Annotated in this window: 14 protein-coding genes and 1 riboswitch; of the genes, 11 read left to right on the plus strand and 3 right to left on the minus strand. The window is 42.7% G+C overall.

The features are described from left to right. The first annotated feature begins 138 nt into the window (after positions 1–138). A riboswitch (cobalamin riboswitch) is annotated at positions 139–322 on the plus strand. A 149-nt stretch (positions 323–471) separates the two neighbouring features. The 9 genes from AC50YO_RS21145 (at position 472) to AC50YO_RS21185 (ending at position 13,679) form a co-directional block, all read left to right on the plus strand. Further along, a complete protein-coding gene (locus AC50YO_RS21145; RefSeq protein WP_494850164.1) occupies positions 472–6,261 on the plus strand; it encodes an S-layer homology domain-containing protein in 5,790 nt (1,929 codons plus the stop codon). Positions 6,262–6,484: 223 nt separating this feature from the next. Next, a complete protein-coding gene (locus AC50YO_RS21150) occupies positions 6,485–6,889 on the plus strand; it encodes a (deoxy)nucleoside triphosphate pyrophosphohydrolase (RefSeq protein WP_494850165.1) in 405 nt (134 codons plus the stop codon). A gap of 143 nt (positions 6,890–7,032) precedes the next feature. Next, positions 7,033–9,957, plus strand: coding sequence for a DEAD/DEAH box helicase (locus AC50YO_RS21155; protein ID WP_494850166.1), 2,925 nt, complete (start codon positions 7,033–7,035; stop codon positions 9,955–9,957). Between the two features lie 79 nt (positions 9,958–10,036). Then, the gene (locus AC50YO_RS21160) at positions 10,037–10,405 is read left to right on the plus strand and encodes a PH domain-containing protein (protein ID WP_494850167.1); all 369 of its coding nucleotides are present in this window, start codon (positions 10,037–10,039) and stop codon (positions 10,403–10,405) included. Between the two features lie 392 nt (positions 10,406–10,797). Then, positions 10,798–11,385: a DUF2589 domain-containing protein gene (locus AC50YO_RS21165; protein WP_494850168.1), complete on the plus strand. Its 588-nt coding sequence runs from the start codon at positions 10,798–10,800 to the stop codon at positions 11,383–11,385. Between the two features lie 22 nt (positions 11,386–11,407). Beyond that, complete coding sequence (locus AC50YO_RS21170) at positions 11,408–12,169, plus strand: hypothetical protein (protein ID WP_494850169.1); 762 nt, start codon at positions 11,408–11,410, stop codon at positions 12,167–12,169. A gap of 174 nt (positions 12,170–12,343) precedes the next feature. Continuing rightward, entirely contained in the window at positions 12,344–12,922 is a 579-nt protein-coding gene (locus tag AC50YO_RS21175) for a hypothetical protein (protein WP_494850170.1), read from the plus strand. Beyond that, positions 12,923–13,252 carry a hypothetical protein gene (locus AC50YO_RS21180; protein ID WP_494850171.1) on the plus strand — a complete coding sequence of 110 codons (330 nt, stop codon included), beginning with the start codon at positions 12,923–12,925 and terminating at the stop codon, positions 13,250–13,252. Between the two features lie 214 nt (positions 13,253–13,466). Beyond that, positions 13,467–13,679 (plus strand): DUF378 domain-containing protein, encoded by a 213-nt coding sequence (locus tag AC50YO_RS21185; protein WP_494850172.1) that lies wholly within the window; start codon positions 13,467–13,469, stop codon positions 13,677–13,679. 120 nt (positions 13,680–13,799) lie between these two features. On the opposite strand, the gene AC50YO_RS21190 is transcribed toward AC50YO_RS21185, so the two are convergent. Genes AC50YO_RS21190 through AC50YO_RS21200 form a run of 3 tightly spaced genes read right to left on the minus strand, consistent with a single transcriptional unit; the run spans position 13,800 to position 17,683 of the window. Beyond that, positions 13,800–14,999, minus strand: a complete 1,200-nt coding sequence (locus tag AC50YO_RS21190) for a Ger(x)C family spore germination protein (RefSeq protein WP_494850173.1) — start codon at positions 14,997–14,999, stop codon at positions 13,800–13,802. Further along, complete coding sequence (locus tag AC50YO_RS21195) at positions 14,989–16,092, minus strand: spore germination protein (RefSeq protein WP_494850174.1); 1,104 nt, start codon at positions 16,090–16,092, stop codon at positions 14,989–14,991. The genes AC50YO_RS21190 and AC50YO_RS21195 overlap by 11 nt, the downstream gene beginning before the upstream one ends. A 34-nt stretch (positions 16,093–16,126) precedes the next feature. Continuing rightward, positions 16,127–17,683 (minus strand): spore germination protein, encoded by a 1,557-nt coding sequence (locus AC50YO_RS21200; protein ID WP_494850175.1) that lies wholly within the window; start codon positions 17,681–17,683, stop codon positions 16,127–16,129. A 508-nt stretch (positions 17,684–18,191) separates the two neighbouring features. Between AC50YO_RS21200 and ahpC the strand changes: the two genes are divergently transcribed. Continuing rightward, entirely contained in the window at positions 18,192–18,755 is a 564-nt protein-coding gene (gene ahpC, locus AC50YO_RS21205; protein ID WP_494850176.1) for an alkyl hydroperoxide reductase subunit C, read from the plus strand. 9 nt (positions 18,756–18,764) lie between these two features. Beyond that, the gene (ahpF, locus tag AC50YO_RS21210) at positions 18,765–20,294 is read left to right on the plus strand and encodes an alkyl hydroperoxide reductase subunit F (protein WP_494850177.1); all 1,530 of its coding nucleotides are present in this window, start codon (positions 18,765–18,767) and stop codon (positions 20,292–20,294) included. The last annotated feature ends 29 nt before the right edge of the window (positions 20,295–20,323 follow it).

Here is a 20,323-nt window from a genome sequence, read left to right on the forward strand (position 1 = left end):
AATATCTCTACATAATTAATTATAAACTTGTAATAATCTAGAAAAACTATGCATTTATAATGAGGAGTAGATTAGTACAGCATCCATTATCAATAGGTTTTCGCCGGTTTCCGAAGTCGGCAGTATTTAACTACAACTTAATATGCTTAGATAAATGGTGCTGTGTATACACAGCTTAAAATGGAAGATCAGTGAAAATCTGACGCGGTCCCGCCACTGTAACGCTGAGTATGCTAACGTGTTTCCACTGTATTGTATACGGGAAGGAGTTAGTCATACGATGAAGCAAAGCCAGGATACATGCCATTTATTTTTTCTACGATTTCACGAGGATGAAAGGAGAGATGTTTAGCTGTACATTTATTAGGGGATCACAATGCCCTTATGTCCGGTTGTCAAACACCTTTCACATTGACTAGTGAAGGTGTTTTTTTGTTGTGCAAAAATCAATTAAATTCTAGGAGATGACTCATGTTGGTACAAAAAACAGCTAGAAGATACATGGCATTATTTTTAAGCTTATTGATGGTGTTTTCATTGCTCAGCCCAACAGCTGCAATCGCCTCAGGCGGCAGCTCACACGTCGAGGATATCAAAGGGTATGTGACGGTATCTGTTGAGAAATTCACCTTGGGACAAGGCTATATCCTTGAGCCGGTCCGTGTTCCTTTTCATGAAGGGGACAATCAAGCAGCAGTTATATCAGAGCTTTTGGGAGAAAGCCGCTACTTGCATGGCGGCAGTATAGAGAATAGTTTTTATTTATCCAGCGTATACGATTCGGGCGCCGGAGAAGCCCATATTCCCTCTTATATCTTGCAGGCCGTTGGAGGAGCAGGGAATATCGGTGATCGGACGGATGCAAACTGGTTAAGCGAATTCGATTACTTTTCCCAATCGGGATGGATGTTCGCTGTTAACCATTCCTTTCCGAATGTTGGATCTTCAGACACGATTGTTGAGAACGGTGATGTCGTTCGTTGGCAATATACTGTCTATGGGCAAGGACAAGACTTAGGGAGTCATGGTCAGCTAATTAATACTGCGAACAAAGATGCATTAACGGAAAAGGTAGCAGAGATTAATAGCAGTACTGATAAAACAGAAATTCTTGACGATGCTGCTATTCGAGCTGCGTATGATCATGCTTATGACGCGCTTACGAATATGGAAAGCAGTCAATCTGTCGTTGACACTGCACTCGAAGAGTTGGCAGAAGCATTGGGTGAGAACGTCGAAGTGAATAAGGCTGAATTGGTAGCCTCCATACAAGCGGCAGAGCTAAACAAAGCTTCTGTTAAGGTAAGTATAGATGGATATGATGTAATCGGGGCGGAATATTGGGTTCTTGAAGCAGAGCTTGATGCATTGGTTCAGGTTATTGTATCGGCTCAGGAGTTAATCGCTGATTCCAATGCCTCACAAGAAGATGTGGACGCTAAGGTATTAGCGCTCGATCAAGCTCAAGCAGCCTTTGATCAGGTCAAAAAACAAGGCTTATCAGAAGAAGCTCAACCTAAATATAATATTTCATTCACGGTGGCACCTAAAGCTACTAAGATAGAGCTCTACAATGCCAAGGATCAGCTCGTTGATATCGGTCAAGGCGAAGAAGGCACTTATAAAGTATACAATGCTTCTGTGCCTGCCGGCGATTATCGCTACAAAGGAATTGATGCTAGTGGCAACAGCATTGGCGGGGGTAAGCTAACGGTAACGACGGAGCCGGATCAAGCCTTTGCATTCCGTCAATTAAACCTTAAAGCCAGCAATTTTGGATGGAACGCTGGGATAGATTATACGGTGAGAATCGGTCAGAACAGTCAGGGCGACACGTCTCTAACTGTGGGAACGAAGACTGCTGCAGGCCAATATCCCGTACTTGTTCTTACGGGCAACAGCTATTTTTATTCTTTTGTACCAAGCGAGGCACGTGAAACGGAAGGCTATACTACACTTAGCAACAGTGTGACGGTTACATTATCCACTTCAGCACAGGCTATTAGTGGAGCAATTCCTTTATCGCGAATCATTACTTTTACAGTGCCAGAGGAAGCTACATTATTCGTAGGTCGGAAAATCAAGCATTTTGTTTCGTTTGAAAAGGTAGAGCCTACGGAATCGATGATTCAAGACGGTAAGCAAGTTTCTCGCTACAAGCTGGTGGATAACCAGGATTATAACTACCGGGTAAGCCAAGCAGGCAAGCTGACCAATACAGGGACGTTCAAAGCGAATGCGGCGAATGCAGCGATGGCTGTAACGGAGCAGCAATTGGATATTCTTCCGCCGAATTCGATTCTAAACCGGGGAACGTATCTGGAAGGGAATATTTATCTCAATATTAATGAGCAAAATCATTTGAAGCTGGCAGCGCCTGGCGCCGAATTCCAGTTGCTGACTTTGCGGAGCTGGCAGGCGCTAATTGAAGGTATCAATAATTATTTCTTTGAGCCTGATTTTCATTATGAGGTTATTTCTGGCGAAGAGGTTATTGATATTATAGAGGGCGAGCCGGGCAGCTATTCTACGATCCGTGCCAAAGAAAACGGAACAGCGATTGTTAAAGTGACTTATGATGCTCTTAAGGTAAACGGATCGACGTATATTAAAGATGCTAACGATGCTTTTAGCGCAATTTGGCCGGAGAATGTAGGCTTGTTCGTTGTTACAGTAGGACAAGGCGAGACAGGTATTATAACCGGAATTGAGAGCAACAAAGCGCTTAATCAGAAAGCGAATGAGGGCAAGACCGGCAACCAAGTGATGAACCTTCAAAACGGTGCCTTCGATGCGGATATCGACAGTGTGTACTTCTTGGATTCAGAGCCGGGAGCTACCTATACGTTTACCCCGTCTACAGGAAGTGAAGTCAGCGTTCTTCGCCCTGAAATCAATCATGCGGCGGGAAGCGTATCTTATGGAGACGGTGCATTCTCAGAAGAGAACGTGACTAAACATTCTGATGGATCGTTCAGTGTACTGCTGACAGAAGGCCGCAACATTGTGAAGGTAGAGAAAGCGGGACTAGCCGAATATCAGGTCATGTCGGCAAAGCCGCTTACTGTCACTATTCAAAATGTAACCAATCCAAATGAAGAAGTTGGTCCGGGAGATCAAGTTAAGGTTATATTCGAAGGGTTATCCTTCCCGGCCAATAAGCTAGCGGCCATTTATAATTTTAATGCACAGCTTAACTTTTTCGCAGGGTCCAATCGAACGCTAATTACAGGCCTTTCCAAGCAGTACAACATTACTACGCAGGGCAATAGTGTCGAATTCAAGGTGCCGCAGAATCTGGAAGGCGGTTATAGCCTTAAGGATGGACATCTCAAATTAGGTTTTTACGGAAGCCCTATTGGCGATCATCGTAATATTAATCCGCTAGTAGGAGCTAACCCTAATTTCACAGCGTTGGCAAGAGAAGGTTACTATAGTATTTTCCCGAAAATTGTAATTGTTAAGGAAGCCGATAAAGCTTCTCTACAGCTTGCTATTGATGATGCTAAGCAACAATTGGGATCAGTATCCGTAAGTACAGACGGAAGCGATGTTCTTCAGAGCGACTACTGGGTGACGGAAGAAGTGCGTAGTCAATATGCACAGCTTATTGAGTCTGCCCAAGCTTTAATAGCTGATGAAAATGCGACTCAAGATAAAGTCGATGCTAAAGTACTAGCGTTGGACCAAGCGCATGATGCGTTCAACACTGCCAAACAATTGGGTTTGAAAAAAGAAGCGATAAACGTAAACGAACAGCTGAATAAGCACTTAGCATATTTGGTTAACACGGTAAGCAACCCCGGCTTCGGCACGAGTGATGGGGAATGGAGCATTCTAGCCCTTGCTCGCGCGAAATACGAGGTTCCTGAAGGTTATTACACTGCTTATTACAATAATGTTGTTCGTACAGTTGAGAGCTTAATGTCTGGAGGAAAGCTGCATGCCTCTAAGGGCACGGAGCATTCCAGACTGATCTTAGGCCTTACTGCAATCGGAAAAGACATTTATAATGTGGCTGGTTATGATATTAGCGCGGCGTTAGCCGACTTTAGTTATGTTACCAAACAGGGAACTAACGGGCCAATCTTTGCATTGATTGCGCTCGACAGCCATCAATATGATATCCCTGTTCAGAATGGGGCAGCTAATCCAACAACGCGTGAAAAGCTGATTAACTATATCATAAATAAAGAAGTTATCGGTGGAGGCTGGTCCTTGTCTGGAGCGGCAGATCCGGACATAACCGCAATGGCTCTACAGGCTTTGGCCCCTTATTACGAGGAGAATGAAGAAGTTAAAGCGGCTGTAAATCGTGGACTCCTATGGCTGTCTTCTGTTCAAAATGAGGCTGGCGGTTACTCAAGCGGGGGCGAAGAAAATGTTCAAAGCGTCGCTCAAGTCATTGTAGCTTTAACCAGTCTAGGCATTGATCCGCATACGGATGAGAGATTCAAAAAGAACGGTCATTCCGCAATCGATAATCTGCTGACTTATGCGGTGCCAACTGGTGGATTTGCTCATCCAAAAGGTGGAGCTGCGGATGGAATGGCAACGGACCAAGGCATTTATGCCCTTGTTGCCTATGCCCGTTATCTAGACGGAGAGACCAGTCTGTATGATATGACAGATGTTGTTATTGATGTCACAGAACCTAATGGCATGATTGACCTTCCAGAGGACGGCCAGTCTATCGTTATTCCTAATGATAGCAAGGACTATACGATAAACGTGAAAGAATCGGATCGTCAGAAGCAGGTGTCTATTGAGCTGCCTGATTCTGCGCAATCCAAAACATTCATCCATTTGCCTGCCAATGTGGCGTTGCCCAACTTGTCTATCTCAAGAGGCGGCGTAGCAGCCGAATTCCCTCAAGGAATTACAATGGCTGGCGGGCTCAATCAAACACTTGAACTAATCACGTATAATAATAAAAATGATGCTTCGCTTAAGGCGAGTTTGATCGGTTTAATGGATTCGAATCAACAATTAGATACCGTTCAACAATTCTTTACGATCGGTGGAGACCGTTCGATCCAATTTGCGAATGGGTTTGTAAAGCTTACCTTTGAAGGGATGAAGGGGAAAAAAGCTGCATTTATTCAAAATGGCCAGATTTCCTCGATTCAAACATTCGCTAGCGATTTGGAAGGCTTGGCTAGTGGAAAGCATGAGTATGCCTATGAAGTTGGAAATGATCTCGTTGTTAAAACGGATCACTTTACAGATTTTGTCGTTTACTCGGTCAAGGATAAAACCGTTGGCGGTGGCGGTACAGCACCTGTAAAAGCAACAATCCAATTATCGATTGACAAGCTAACCATTAATAAGGGTTATGTCATATCACCAGCAACTGTTGAATTTATGACAGGCGAATCCGTCTGGGATGTGTTGAAAAGAGAGTTGGACAAGCGCGGTATTGCTTATAAATACTCCTTCTCGAATAAATACAACAGCGTCTATATTGAGGCTATTGAAGGCGATGGGGAATTTGACCACGGTGCTGGAAGTGGATGGATGTATAGCGTTAATGGTGTTTTCCCGAATTATGGTGCGAGTCAATATATTCTGAAGCAGGGAGATAAAGTAGAGTGGCGCTACACGACCAACTTTGGTGAAGATGTGGGCGGCCGTGTTCCGGGAGGAGAAGAGAAACCGGGTACGGGTAATCCAGGCACGACCGAGCCTGAGAAGGAAGAGAAGGTTCTGGCAGACTTCTATACGGATAGTGCGAACGTATCCTCCTGGGCTGCTGATCTCGTACTGGAAGCAACGAAGAAAGGTTTTATTCAAGGATTTAACGGTAAACTGAATCCTAAGGACAAGATTACTAGAGCTGAATTTGCCAAGTTAATCGTGGAGGTCTTTAACCTTCAAGCAAATGGAGAGGCAGCTAATCCTTTTGGTGACATAGATGCGACCAAATGGTTCTATCCATACGTTAACGCAGCCTATGCAGCTGGAATTGTGACTGGGTACAAGGATCAATTCTTGCCGAATGAGCCGATTACAAGAGAAGAAATGGCGGTTATGATTGCAAGAGCGTTGAAGCGGGAGCCTGCTCAATCCAGCTCTGGCTATCAAGATCATGATCAAATTGCTTCTTGGGCACAGAGTCAGGTTGCGGACTTATCCGCATTAAACATTATGTTGGGTAACGCAGCGGATCAATTTAATCCGAAGGGCATCGCTACCCGAGAGATGGCATTCGTTGTTGCGATGAGAGCCTATCATTACAGTGAAGGTCAAGAAGTGAAGTAGACACGGAAAAGACTGCTCTATGCGATACGTATTCAATTTGTAAGGACTAAATGGCGGCGAATCGTGAGTTTGGGTTTCCATGGTTCGCCGCTGCTATGAATATCCCGTCTTTTATAATCACCATTGCTTGAAATAGAACTTGATGGATTTCCTTTTCAAAACTTGCTCCCATTACTTATCACAAGTATGATAAGAGCAATAAACATTTGGATAGGTGGATGTTATGAAGAAAAATATTTATGTTGTTGGGGCTGTAATTGAGAAGGCAGGGAAGATCCTTTGCGCTCAAAGAGGGCCAACTCAGTCATTAGCTCTTAAGTGGGAATTCCCTGGAGGCAAAATTGAAGCAGGTGAGACACCGCAAGAGGCACTTCAACGTGAGATTCAAGAGGAAATGCGCTGTAGGGTGGAGATTGGCGATCATATCGAGGATACCGCGTATGAATACGATTTCGGAATCGTACATTTGACGACTTATTACTGTAGATTGATCGAGGGAACGCCAACTCTGACAGAGCATGCTGCGATACAATGGTTGCCATATACGGAACTAGACACATTAGACTGGGCTCCGGCTGACGTTCCTGCTATTCATAAGATTATGAGTCAACGTATCAATAGAGCATAAACTGAATTCTAATATTTAAAATTAATTTCTGAGTAATCTGCTTAGTAGTGCGGATTGCTCTTTTTTATTTTCCATATATTTGATTGTGATAATATTCCACTAGTACTACAATTAAGCTAAAAATTGAAGTGAGTGGTTATTACATGACTAGTACAGCTCTTAATGTTGAACCTGCTACATATAGAAATGTTTTATCCTCGTTAGATGAGAATCTTATGAATTATTCTCCACAATTACTAATTAATAACCCTTCTAAAAATGAAAATATCTTATCGTCGGTCTTAGAGCAATTATCACAATGCCAATCTTTTATGTTCATCGTGGCTTTTGTAACAGAGAGTGGGCTTGCAACGTTAAAAGCTCATTTTCACGATTTGAAGCGTAAAGGAATTAGAGGGAGATTACTCACCTCCACATATTTATATTTTAATCATCCAAAAGTCTTCCGCGAGCTTATGAAAATTGAAAATATGGATGTACGCCTTACTGATCTAAAAGGTTTCCATTCTAAGGGTTATATTTTCGATAAGGAAGAAAACCATACGTTAATTATCGGTAGTTCAAATCTGACCGCTCAAGCATTGAAATTAAACTATGAGTGGAATGTTAAGCTGCTAATGAATCCGCAGGATAAGCTTCTGCTTCAGATACGTGATCAGTTCGAAGAGGTATGGTATGGAGCCAGTCCTCTTACAAATGAGTGGATATTAAATTACGAAAAAACCTTCGTGAAGTATACAGCTAAGAAGATTATTGAAGAAGAAATGGCTGTTTTGGTGCAAGGCCCCCAGGTGACTTCGACTAATTCTTCTATTGTGCCAAATAGAATGCAACAACAGGCTTTACGTAATTTGGAGGGAGTACGATTCGACCAGCAACAGAAAGCATTAGTCATTTCGGCGACTGGGACAGGAAAAACTTATCTTTCAGCCTTTGATGTGAAAAACTATAACCCTAAGCGGGTATTGTTCATAGCGCATCGAGAACAAATTCTAATTAAGGCGAAATCAGATTTTCTACAAGTGATTGGCGGGAATGAACAAGATTACGGAGTACTGTCTAGTACGAAAAAAGGGATAGAAGCCAAGTATTTATTCTCAACTATTCAAATGATCTCAAAAACAGATGTGCTGAATCAATTTGATCCCACAGCATTTGATTATATTTTAATAGATGAAGTTCATAAAGCAGGTGCAAATTCATATCGCAAGATTATCGAATATTTTAAACCCGAATTTATGTTAGGAATGACAGCTACACCTGAAAGAACAGATGATTTCAATATTTATCAATTATTTGATTATAATGTGGCGTATGAGATTAGACTACAAGCAGCACTAGAAGAAGATATGCTATGTCCATTTCATTATTTTGGAGTCACGGATTTAATCCTTAATGGCGAAGTAATTGATGATACAACGATGTTATCAAAGTTGGTTACAGATGAACGTGTAGACCATCTGATTGATAAAATAGAGTATTACGGATTCTCGGGAAGTAAGGTAAAGGGTCTAATCTTTTGTAGTCGAAAAGAAGAAGCGCAGCAGCTTTCTTCGGTTTTAAATAATAGAGGATATCATACAATTGCCCTTACTGGTGATGATGCGGTGGAGCACCGGGAATTACAGATACAGGATCTGGAAAATGGTGCACTGGAATATATTATTACCGTTGATATATTTAATGAGGGCATTGATATTCCTAGTGTGAATCAGGTAGTCATGCTACGACAAACCCAATCAAGTATAATCTTTATACAACAGCTTGGTCGTGGCTTGCGCAAGCATGATAATAAAGAATTTGTAACGATAATCGATTTTATCGGTAACTATAAAAATAATTATCTAATTCCAATCGCGCTTTCAGGTGATCAGTCTTTGAACAAGGATAATATTCGTAGAAAAATGAAGGATAACAGCTATATTAACGGCTTATCTACAATTAATTTCGAGGAGATTGCTAAAGAACAGATTTATAAGTCTATTAATGATAGCCACTTAACAGCTCTTAAGAAGTTAAAAGAGGCATATCAAGAGCTGAAAAATAGAATTGGTCGTAGACCTTATTTGTACGATTTTATGCTCAACAATTCCATTGATCCTGTTGTAATTACGAAAGCATTCTCAAGCTATCATGAATTTTTAATCAGGATTAATGAAGATGTGCCTGCCTTGACGACATATGAACAAAAAGTATTGGTCATGCTTTCGGCTGAGATTTTGGATGGCAAACGAAAACATGAAGTTATCTTGCTGAACTTGTTGATTTATCAAGAAGAAGTGGGGTATGAAGATTATATCGTTACTCTTAACCAACAGGGTTGTCGTATTGATGAGGAGACGATTGCTTCAGTATTAAAAATAATGGATTTATCATTCTTTGTGAAAGCACAGCAAGAGAAATATGGTAATCATGCGATTTGTCGGTTGAGTGAATTTAATACCATACAATTAAACGCGGATATTAGGAGAAGTTTGAGAATAAATCCATACTTTAAAAATATGGTTGAAGATATTATAAAGTGTGCTGATGATAAGGCTAATGAATTTGATGGTATGCTCCCATTAATGCCCTATCAGAAATATACACGTAAAGATGCTTGTAAGTTTTTGAATTGGGAGAAGGATGAAAGCTCCACTATGTACGGATATAAAACCAAGTACAGCACTTGTCCAATTTTTGTAACCTATCACAAGCATGATGAAGTTGAATCAAGTATCAATTACGGCGATGAGTTTCTATCACCCTCAATATTTAAATGGTATACAAGAAGTAATAGAACTTTAAAGTCTGAAGAAGTACAGAAAATCATAATGGCTGATGAAAATCAGATTGATATTCATATTTTCGTGAAAAAGGATGATGAAGAGGGCGGCGATTTTTATTATTTAGGTAGAGCAATCCCAGATCGAGCATCTGTAACACAAACCACCATGTTAGGTAAGGATAACAAAGTAGTTCCTGTCGTGCATATGAATATGATAATGGAAAGTGCCATTGATCATAAGTTATATAATTATATTAAAACGGATTTGAATAGGAACTCAAATTCATCTAATAATTATTAAAGTAAATATATTGGAGGACTATATAAATAAATGACGAATAGTGGAATATTGCGTAATAATTTCATTGGGGGCTAGGTAGATGGCAGCGACTCAAGGTATTCTAGAATGGACATTTGTATCGGAATGTCCCATACCGCAAGATGTTAGTTCAATATTGGTGGCTGGAGAAATGGGGGTTGCTGCTTATAAAACCTTTCGGGATATAGCCATTTTTACAAATAAAAGATTGATAGTGAGAGACTCACAGGGTCTTACAGGCAAAAAGGTAGAGATCTATTCTCTTCCCTACTCTTCGATTAATATGTGGTCTACAGAGAACGCAGGTGGATTTCTTGATTTTAATGCCGAGGTTGAGCTGTGGACACGCGCCGGTCATATCAAAGTGAAGCTGCAAAAAGGTGTAGATGTTCGCAGGTTCGATTTGCTGATTGCGAACGCGGTTCTGTAAGATTTGGGAATATCGTCAAAAATGAAAAGTGTACAAACAGATCTGATAAAGAGGAGACAGCGGCAATTCATCGCTGTCTCCTCTTTGCAATTATGCTAATGCTTCCAGACACAGAGGTAGGAATAGCAAAAGCCTGCTTAAGCCAAAGCAGTAATTCCGCTTGCGCCAGCGTGAGCAACCACATCTCATTTTACGACAGTAAATTTCGTAGCTTCCTCCTTCGATGGAACTAAAGGAAAGCGGGCAGAGTAGTTCCGGATACACTGTATATAAATGTTAATTTTAGATATAACCTTTATGAGGCGATAGATGCGAATCGGCGGAGCGGTAACGCTACTGGAAACCGGACTTCCCGGTCCTATCTCCGACAACTATGTACCGGAGGGATTCTAATGTCAAGAGCAACACAAGAGCTGCAATCGATTCCGTTTCGCCATTTAATCGGAGCACCGCTTACGGCTGTCGTTCAGGCACAGGCCCAAGCTGCCCAGACGACCATTGAATTTATTGAGAGGGTTGGCTTTACCCCTGATAGCAATGATCCGACCAAGCTGGGCAAGACTCGGACCGTCAAGTTCGAGTACAACAAGGTGAGCGAGAGCGGGCAATTGAAGGATGCATCACTTGAAGTTCCAGTACTCTCCATCGTTCCTATTCCGTTTATCCGCATTGAAAGTACGGAAATCAATTTTACCGCCAAAATTACGGAAACCGAGACGACTGACGTTAAAACGTCTACAGCCGTCAGCGCTGATACGAAGGCGGCCTATTCGAGCTGGCTGTCGCCAGTTCGCGTCGAGTTTCGGGCCAGCTTCAGCTATAACCATAGCACCCACAATACATCCAGCTTCAACAAGGAATATCAGATGAACGTGAATGTACGCGCCGTACAAGATGACATGCCGGCTGGGCTAGCCAAGGTTCTGCAAATCTTGGAAAGCTCCATTACGGAGAAAACAACACCGCCGAGCAGCAACTGATCGGCACCGGGAGTGAGTTATAGTGGATTTAAAAACAGTAATTGGGAGCATTCTCGGATCGGTAGCAGAGGCAAGAAGCTTGTCTGACCGAGCTTCACGAGAGCTTGCGGTGCTGTATGAGCAAGACGCGCTCATGCGTGCCTTTCCCGTTCCCCGAGTTGAAATTGATAAAGTCGATTTTGACTTGAAATTTGTGTTGCAAGGTGAATCTGATACCAAGAATTCTGAAGCTTCATACCGCGCTCTTAATCTCGTCAAGCTGACCAGCTCCCGTGTCCGCAACACCCTCACGACAGCCATTCCAGAAAAAAAGCTAAGCAATGAGCTTACATTTCCCCGCACGAAGGACTATGATCTGATCGGAATGATCGTGGAGGAAACGACATTTAATCTGATTCAAGAGCCAACAGAATTAGCTATATATGCGCCGTTGGATGACTCTGTCCAGGTGCAGACATTCGACGTATTGGAGTGTGCAGGCCGAATCGTGAAGGCTTTGGAGGAACGCAATCTCGCTACCGTGAAGGCTGATGGAGTGGTAAAGCGTATTGCTGAGCTGTTAGTGCCGGTTCAAAAGCAACATGAGGAGGAAGTAACCTCCCTGCGCGCAGCCTTACCCTCGACTGAGCTGCGTATGAAAGCATTGTTCGCGTATAAGGACCTCGTCGAATTGCCGGAGTCGGTGCTGTCTACAATTAAGTTGTCCGTAAATGTGCGCAACTACGAGTGGACGCAGGTCGGTGAACGAGAAGGGGAACCGGTTCGCAAGCTTGTACCGCAGTGATGATGAGAGGGAGCTGTGGCCATGACGATTAATCGAACGTTTCTTATGCTAAGCGGGGGTCCTGGCTTAAAGGATTCCAAAGATGAGGAACATGACTAGAGCTGGGCCAATTATGTTCATTATCCGCTCAATATTGCCCGTTTTAAGCAGTTTCCCGCTAAAGCAAATGAACAAGTGGTCTGGCTTATCTATAAACCCGCTTACGAAAAACGTTGGACGGACGATCTCAAAAACAAGGCATCCTCAACGAGCGAGTTATTAAAAGCCGGTTACCATTCTTATGTTGATAAGTTGGAGAAAAAGGCTGCACAATATGGCTGGACCCTGAAATGGATTGGCGGAGGAAGTGAGTTCTGGAGTACAATACGTACATTTAAGAACAAGCCGGTGAGCCGATTCTGGTATTTCGGCCATGCTCAGGATGATTTGTGGCTAACGTTGGAGCATGATAGCAGCCATACGCCGGTAAGGCCTTCGGATAGGGGGGCTGTGGTCTGGAGGTCGGATATTAAGGCGGATTTGGCACCTTTTATAATGGGCAATCATAAGTCATACGATACGAGCACTTTGACCAAGGTATTTGGTTGCAATACGGCATCTTTCGCTAAGTTATGGGCAAAGACGTTCAAAGTGTATACGGAGGGTGCCACTGGCACCTTGCGTTACCAAGTTTTTTTGAAATCGCTGAACAATCACAATAACGCAACGGGATGTACATGGAGCAAATACAAAACTGATGGGACGGTCATGTAAATGGAGCTTTCAACGGGTACGATAGCTGCTAACCTGGAACGCATAACGGAGGGGCTGGCCACGATGCGCGGCAATTTTCGGAACGCTGGCTTTCAGGAAGCAGTTGCTGGATACCGGCAGATGAAGCAGGTACTGCTGCAGCAACGGCTGCTGAGCCTGTCAAGCAGTGATCCGAAGCTGAAAGGGCAGTGGCAAGCCGTCCATCAGGAGACGGAGGAAATTGTTCAATTGCTTCAGCCCTTCCTATCCATAATGGAAGAAATCGGTAGGGTTGCTGCGCTGAACGGTATTGGTGAGTTGTCGGAGGAAGCGGTTGGAGAAGGTACTTAAGAATCGTAGAATGAATAGGTGAGGCAGCGTATTTGGGCTGCCTCTTTTTTTATTTGTATTAGGATCGTTGTTATAAGGAAGTGGGGAAAGGGTATATAGGTATTAATTAAAAAGTTGAGCTGGGTTAGTCTAAAGGTAACATTACCAAGCATAATCCCAGCGCAACATGGAAATGTTACTAAGTAGTAAATAATCTACGAGGAGCTGGCATGAAATGAGGACATTAAATGTTATAGCTTTAGCTTTATTAATCGTGGGAGGAATCAATTGGTTATTGATTGGTCTTTTTGAATTTGATTTGGTCGCTTCGCTATTTGGAGGACAGGACTCCGTGCTGTCTCGCATTATTTATGTCATCGTCGGAATTTGTGCGATCTATGCGATCAAGTTTTTTGGAGACGTTGGTGGAGAAGAACGCGCCAGATAATTTCGTCTACCACCCTGAAGAAAAAAAACGAAACTGCCAGAAATGGCGGTTTCGTTTTTTTACATCTGGTTGAAACAACAAGATCCTTCCTCAAAGCTTCAACTATACCAGCAAGAGATTTTACTGATCTGAAGTTCCGTAATCTTTTACAGTTAATTTGACCTCGTACTTGATCGAAGCCTCACTGAATGTGTGATCCCAGTCTTTTTTGACCTTGTTCCATACATGAGGATAATCAATTCTCAAGCGGTTTCCGAATCCAGCAACATCTGTTTGGTATTTATGCTGTATTTTATCTAATACATTCTTGACCAAACGCTCGACCTCTTTTTGAGAAGCTTGTTCTGCTCTTTCTATAAATCCATTTTCAAAGGAATCCTCTGTAACCACCCAATGCTCAGCAATTCTTCCTTCCGACTCGATTTCTATATTGAATGAGATATTGTCCCCGTCCACATGAGGTTTAATGTTGCTTTTCATTGAAAAAACTTCGTATACGATTGGCTGACCTGTTTCTTCATCAAAGCTTCTTATCAAACCGCCTTTTCCTTTTCCGATTATCCAGGTTAAGCCCTCTACTTCCTGCTCGTTCAAAAATCCAATAAGCTTGTTTGTTTTTCCTTTAATTAAGGCAGCTCCTGCAAATTTTACTTCCCCATTTGTTAAGATAACATTTTGCAAAAGGAAGCTGGAGCCAGAATGTAACTTCCCCTCTATTTTGGCAAGGGTCATAGGAGGCAAAATCTTTGTGGTTCTATCGTGGCCTCCTGTCATTTCAATGAGTTGAAAGGCCGGAATATCATTGGCTCCTTTTGATTCTAATGTTTTACTTGCACGGTCTTTAGCAATTAGAACCAGACCGCTTGGTCTCATCTCTTGCTCTCTAATATAGAAGTCTAATATCTGTTGCATATTCAAAACACGTGCAAGCTCTGCTCCAATGACAATTACTTTGGAATGCTCAGCAAAAGCACGTTTGTCGAACTTCAATATCATATTACGTAATGTCGGGAGGGTGGCATCTCCTGTTTCGGTAACATTTTTGTAGGCTTTTCTTGGGGCTGTATCCTCTTTAGTTGCTGTACCGATGGTCTCTGACGTAACAAATTGATTGGTTATCGTAAGCAGAGTTCTATTAGAAGGGGAGCCTTGTTGCCCTGACGATGGACCCAAGGAACTCGCCTCTTTTTCTAAATCCAAAGCAGTTCCTACGATTAAGCCTAAATCCTCAATTTCTTTGCTGCTCCAGCATCCAGTAAGAGTAAGAAGCAGGAGTATGAACAGTGAGCTTAAGAGCAGCCGTACATGTCTATGTCTCATGCCTTTTTATCCTGCCCTTCAATTTAGATAGGAGAAGCAGGCTCAATGGCAATACAGCAAATAAGAACAATGCGGCATGGCCGACCATATCCCCAAATTTAAATAAATCATTAATATTTTTTGGAAGCATGGCAATCAGGTAGATAATCGGAAGCAAGCCATATATAAATGGCTGAATGTTCTTGTTGAAAAGTTGAGCTAGCCCTAACGCAGCTGCATAGTAGGTGATGGTAAAAGTAGTGAAGATTTGCATAATCCATATGACAAGCAGCATGGATTCAAACCGTTCAAAGATTAAGCCCGGGATTTCGAAGCTGCGCATAAGCTCGAGTGTAGGCCATGTTCGGGTGACTACGCCATCGATAGATAACGCTCCTATGACCATAACAACAGTTATGACGTAAAAAATCAAGGGAATAGCTACTCCAACTAGAACAACTTTTACAGCCTTTTCCGGCTGTTGCATAAATGCTACAAGGATCAGCATAATTTCAGCGCCCAAAAAGGCGAGAGCCGTTGTCTTTATTCCTTTCAACATAGGCATTATCCCTAGTCCCAATACTGGGCGGAGGTTGTCAATTTCGAATATGCCTAAGCTCAAAAAGGCAACCAGCAAAAAAATGATGATTGTAATAGGAAATATGATTTCAAAGAGGCGGGCGATCGGATTTAATCCGCCTATAATTAAATAGAGGCCAATCCACATAAAAGGCATGATGATGGCCCAAGTGGGCGTATCCTCAAGTAAAAAAAAACCTGTTACCTCGGCCATTGTTCTAACTTCGTAGGCTGAAATGGTAAAAAAATAAGCGATGATAAGTAAACTTAGAAGTCCGCCCAACCATTTCCCTACGATTTCATGGCTGTATTGGTAGAAGGTTTTGCCAGGGAATTGTTGGTTTAGTTTTACGATAATCAGCCCTGCGGTCATCGCAGCCAGTCCGCCTATAATAACGCTAATCCATACATCGGGCGTATGTACCTTCTCCACTGATTCCCGGGGCAGAGTGAGGATTCCCGCTGCAAGAATATAATTGACTAGGATTACAACTGCTTGCGAGCTCGTAATTTTATCTTTTGAACTACCGATCATAGCGGTTATAGTTCCTTTCCCAATAAGCTAGTAGCTATCTTTTGCGGGCGGTCGCATGCCTTATTTTTGGACGACGTTTCATCATAAGGGGCATTCGGATCAAAAGGTTTTTCCAATCACTTGCTCGATATGGAATGATCGGACTGATGTAGGGTACGCCAAAGCTCTTCAGCCTCACCAAGTGGCTGCCAAGCAGAAGGGAAAAAAGAACGACCCCGTATAAACCGAATACAGCAGCAGAAAACATGGCTGCAAATCGAAGAATGCGGAATGTAATTCCAGCGCTATAATGAGGGATGGCGAATGAAGAAATGGCAGTTAATGCGACTACAATCACCATGAAAGGGCTGACAATCCCTGCTTGTACCGCAGCTTCCCCAATGACAAGTCCACCGACAATGCCCATTGCCGGACCAATAGGCTTAGGCAAGCGCAGCCCAGCTTCTCGCAAAATCTCGATGGTTACTTCCATGATCAGTGCTTCTATGATTGCAGGGAACGGTACACCTTCTCTAGTAGCCATGATAGACAAGGCTAGTTTGGTAGGAATCAGCCCCTGATGAAACGAGACAAACGAAATATACAAGGAAGGACCAAAAAGTGAAATAGTGGCCGCAAAATATCGTAATAGCCGGATTAGAAAACTAGGCAGCCAGCGCTCATAATAATCTTCTGGCGAATGCAGCAGCATACCGAGCGTGATGGGAACGATCAGAGCGAAGGGTGTCCCATCTAACAAGATCGCTACTCGTCCCTCCATCAAGGCACTGAAAACGCGGTCGGGTCGTTCTGTATTCTGTACTTGTGCAAAAGGGCTGAGGTAATTATCTTCGATTAGCTGCTCAACATAGCCTGATTCCGGTACATCATCAATATTTATGGTATGGATTCTTTTTTTAACTTCTGTGATCAAATCAGGGTCAGCAAGATCTTTGATATAGGCGATGACCAGTTCTTTTTTGGTGCGCTGTCCGACCTGAAAGCTAACAATGGATAAGTTGGCATTATCGCCATGCTGGCGCAGAAGGGCCGTATTATCACATAGCGATTCGGTGAACCCTATGCGCGGACCCCTAACTAATGCTTCTGATAGCGGCTCTTCAATATTGCGCGTGTTCTCTCTGGTGGTACCAAGAATGAGGACGCTTGTTAACCCATCAACAAAGAGCGCAGTCGAGCCTGTCAATACGTTGGACACTAAGTCTTTTAAATCATAGGTTTCTATTACTTCGCTAATGGAGAGGACTTGGTTCTTAATAAACTCTATTGAAACAGTTCCTTCTGTAAAAGAAGGGCTTTGATTGTATCCATCGGAGAAATTATTCATTAACGATTTCATAATGTGTTTATCAATGAGATCTTTATCTGATAGCCTGTCTACAAAAACGATCGCCGCACTTACAGATGTGCCTCCTAATTGAAATTCTCTAAAGTGCACATCCGAGTTATGAGCGATTTCATTCCTCAGAAGATCAAGATCGAAGGAGAAGCTACCCGTGAACTTGATGGATGATTCAGGAGAAGTTAATTCATTGCTTTTTGGAGTTTTGAAATCAGGCTTTTGTATCATCTTTGATGTCCACCATTTCATCGTTCTCAATTTCTTGTGATGTATAAATCCATTTATAAAGCTTTGAGATTATATAAGGAATCAAAAATACGATAAAACCCTGCACAAAAACGTTCCAGTTGGGAAGGTAGGAAATCATTATTTGCCAAGTTTTAATCACCTGCTCTGGTTCCTATCCATCAGCCTTAACCCCTTTTCTATAATTCCATTATGATCTAAGCAACGGCGGTTTAAACTTAAAGCAATAGAAGCATAAATAGACGCCCGCTCTGGAGTCATAACTTCTTGCAGGAGTAGTAAGCTCAAAAATTAAATACATAATATTATCAAATTAGCAGCATACTAAATGAGGAGCCTAATGCCTTTTATGAGAATTTCAACAGCTTCATCAAATCTTTAATTATAATTATTCTAAATAATCTTGACATAGATCATGATTTAGTTAATTATAATGATTATAAAGTATGTTCCAAAGCAGCACATGGACATGCTCTATGAAAATAAAAATCAACCAAGAGGAGACTTTACTATGTCATTAATCGGAACAGAAGTATTGCCTTTCAAAGCATCCGCATTTCAAAATGGTGAGTTTATAGAAGTTACAGAAGCTAATTTTAAAGGTAAATGGAGCGTCGTTTGCTTTTATCCAGCTGACTTTACATTCGTATGTCCAACAGAGCTCGAAGATCTGCAGAACCAATACGAGACGCTGAAGGGTCTTGGTGTTGAAGTGTACTCGGTATCAACAGATACTCACTTCACGCATAAAGCATGGCACGGAAGCTCTGAAGCTATCGGTAAAGTTAAATATATTATGATCGGTGATCCTTCACATGTGATCTCCCGCAACTTTGATGTACTAATTGAAGCAGATGGCCTTGCTGACCGCGGTACATTCATCATTGATCCAGATGGAATTATCCAAACGGTTGAGATTAATGCAGGCGGCATTGGCCGTGATGCAAGCGCGCTTGTTAACAAAATCAAGGCTGCACAGTATGTACGCAACAATCCAGGTGAAGTTTGCCCAGCAAAATGGCAAGAAGGCGGAAAAACGCTTAAGCCAAGCCTTGATCTCGTAGGCAAGATTTAAGGTGTCGAAATGACATTAGATCATGAAATAAAAGCTCAACTAGCACAATACCTCGAGCTATTAGAAGGCGATGTAGTGCTGAAAGTCAGTGCAGGCTCTGATGATGCATCTACAGAGATGCTGGCTCTAGTTGATGAGATTGTCAGCATGTCTGCACGGATAACTGTAGAAAAAACGCAATTACCCAGAACGCCAAGCTTTAGCGTCAATCGTGTAGGTGAGGATACGGGTGTAACCTTTGCCGGAACTCCACTGGGGCATGAATTTACTTCATTAGTATTGGCTCTGCTGCAAGTAAGCGGAAGACCTCCGAAGGTGGAGCAGAGTGTTATTGATCAAATCAAGAGCATTCACGGCGAATACCATTTCGAGACTTATATCAGCTTGAGCTGCCATAATTGCCCTGATGTTGTCCAAGCCTTGAACTTGATGAGCATCAACAATCCTGGCATTACCCATACGATGATTGACGGTGCCGTATTCAAAGAAGAAGTGGAAAGCAAGGACATTATGTCTGTGCCGAGCGTCTATCTGAACGGTGAATTTTTCGGAAGCGGTCGTATGACGGTGGAAGAGATTCTTGCCAAATTGGGCAATGCTCCAGATCCATCTGAATTTGACAATAAAGAGCCCTATGATGTGCTTGTCGTTGGCGGAGGCCCTGCAGGTGCAAGCGCAGCGATCTATGCGGCACGCAAAGGGATTCGAACAGGAATTCTCGCTGAACGACTAGGCGGTCAGGTCAATGACACCTTGGGCATTGAGAACTTTATCAGCGTCAAATATATTGAAGGTCCTCAGCTCGTGGCTAATATTGAACAGCAAGTCAAAGAGTATGGTATTGATGTGATGAATTTGCAGCGTGCCAAACGTCTAGAGAAAAAGGATCTTATCGAGATTGAACTCGAGAACGGTGCCGTCCTCAAAAGTAAGACGGTAATCGTATCGACTGGCGCACGCTGGCGTAATATGGGTGTGCCTGGTGAAGCCGAGTTCAAGAACAAAGGCGTGGCTTACTGCCCGCATTGTGATGGTCCTTTATTTGCTGGAAAAGATGTCGCGGTTGTTGGCGGTGGCAATTCGGGTGTTGAGGCAGCAATTGATCTCGCAGGTATTGTGAAGCATGTAACGGTGCTTGAGTTCTCGGCAGAGCTCAAAGCCGATGCGGTTCTGCAAGAGCGTCTTAACAGTCTGCCTAATGTTACGGTTCTCAAGAACGTTCAAACAAAGGAAATTACGGGAACGGACAAGGTTAACGGAATCTCTTATGTAGAACGTGAGACAGAGGAGACGAAGCATATCGAATTGCAAGGTGTGTTTGTACAGATCGGTCTTGTCCCAAATACCGATTGGTTAGGCGACACAGTTGAACGCACTCGTATGGGTGAGATCGTTGTGAATAGCCATGGTGCTACCAACCTGCCGGGAGTATTCGCTGCGGGAGACTGTACGAATAGCCCTTACAAACAGATCATCATTTCGATGGGATCTGGTGCTACTGCAGCTCTAGGCGCCTTCGATTATCTCATTCGGAATTAATTGCTATTGATAGTAAGAGCATAAGCTGT

Source organism: Paenibacillus sp. J22P59 (assembly GCF_059383895.1).